The organism is Streptomyces sp. NPDC006458 (assembly GCF_040612135.1).
Taxonomy (GTDB): Bacteria; Actinomycetota; Actinomycetes; order Streptomycetales; family Streptomycetaceae; genus Streptomyces.
This window is the reverse complement of the sequence record NZ_JBEXPR010000093.1, coordinates 1-1485: the sequence shown is the minus strand read 5'-3', so window position 1 is coordinate 1485 and position 1485 is coordinate 1. Positions and strand designations below refer to the sequence as shown.

Annotated in this window: 1 protein-coding gene; it reads left to right on the top strand. The window is 70.0% G+C overall.

Features of this window, described 5'->3' with window-relative positions; translation table 11 throughout:
• The first annotated feature begins 144 nt into the window (after positions 1–144).
• Positions 145–1452: an IS4 family transposase gene (locus ABZZ79_RS39685; protein ID WP_356697552.1), complete on the top strand. Its 1308-nt coding sequence runs from the start codon at positions 145–147 to the stop codon at positions 1450–1452.
• The last annotated feature ends 33 nt before the right edge of the window (positions 1453–1485 follow it).

The following is a 1485-nucleotide window of genomic DNA, read 5'->3' as shown; positions in this document are numbered from 1 at the left end:
AAGGGCGGGGGCTGTTCGTCAAGGCCCGTGAACGAGGCAGCGGAGCTGCTGTAGAAGAGGGTTGTCCTCCAAGACATCCTCACCACAGGAGCTCCGCTGTTGGAACAGGCTGCCATAACAAGGCCGGGCGGGGTAGCGGCCGGGGTGTTCGCGCCAGGGCATATCGGCGAGCTGACCCAGATCGTGCCGTTCGAGATGGTCGACGAGGTGCTGGCGCAGACCGGTGCGGTGCAGCGCAGGGTCCGGCTGGTGCCGGCACGGGTCACGGTCTACGTCCTGCTGGCCGGAGCGCTGTTCACCGGGCTGGGCTACCGGCAGATCTTCGACCGGCTGTGTGCCGGGCTGACGGGCCTGGCACCGGCCCGGCCCAGCGGCAGCGCGTTACGGCAGTCCCGCCAGCGGCTGGGACCAGCACCGATGAAAGCCTTGTTCGACCTGGTCAGGGGCCCTGCGGCCACGACCGCGGCGGCTGGGTGGTGGCGGGGTCTGAGGGTCGTCGCGGTCGACGGCACCCTGCTGTCGGTCCCGGACTGTCCGGCCAACCTGGCGGTGTTCACCCGGCAGCGGCTCGGCAACGGTATCTCGGGCTACCCGCAACTGCGGCTGGCCGCACTGGTGGCCTGCGGGACCCGGTCGGTGATCGGGGCCGTGTTCGGCCCTGCCGCCACCGGTGAGCTGGAGTACGCCCGCCGCCTGGCGGTGGATCTGCGGGCCGGGATGCTCCTGCTGGGCGACCGGAACTTCGCCGCCACCGCACTGCTGAACCACTGGGCCGCCACCGGCGCGGACCTGCTGGTTCGCTGCAAGTCCGGCCGGAACCTGCCACCGGTGGCCCGTTACCGGGACGGCTCGACACTGGCCCGGCTCGGAGCGCTGACCGTACGCGTCATCGATGCCGAGGTCAGCATCGTCACCTCCCGGGGCACCCGCACCGGCCGCTACCGGCTGCTGACCACCCTCACCGACCCCTTGAAGTACCCGGCCGGTGAACTCGTCCGGCTCTACCACGAGCGCTGGGAGATCGAGACGGCCTATGCGGAGCTGAAGTCCACGATCCTGGGCGGACACGTCCTGCGGGCCCGCACCCCGGCCGGTATCGAGCAGGAGGTCTGGGCACTGCTGACCGCCTACCAGGCGCTGCGGACCGCGATGACGGATGCCACCGACAGCGTCCCGGGCACCGACCCGGACCGGGCCGGCTTCACCACCGCCCTCACCGCGGCCCGCGACCAGCTCGTCCTGGCCGCCGGCATCATCGCCGACACCGTAATCGACCTGGTCGGAGCCATCGGCCGCAACGTGCTGGCCCACATCCTGCCTGCCCGGCGGATCCGCACCAAAGACCGCATCGTCAAACGCGCGATCTCCAAATACAACGCACGCGGACCCGCCATCGACCGGACCACCTACAAAGCAGCCATCAACATCACCATGCTCACAACCAGCACTTGACGCCCCGGCCCCGCCCTTAACTGAACGGCGTTG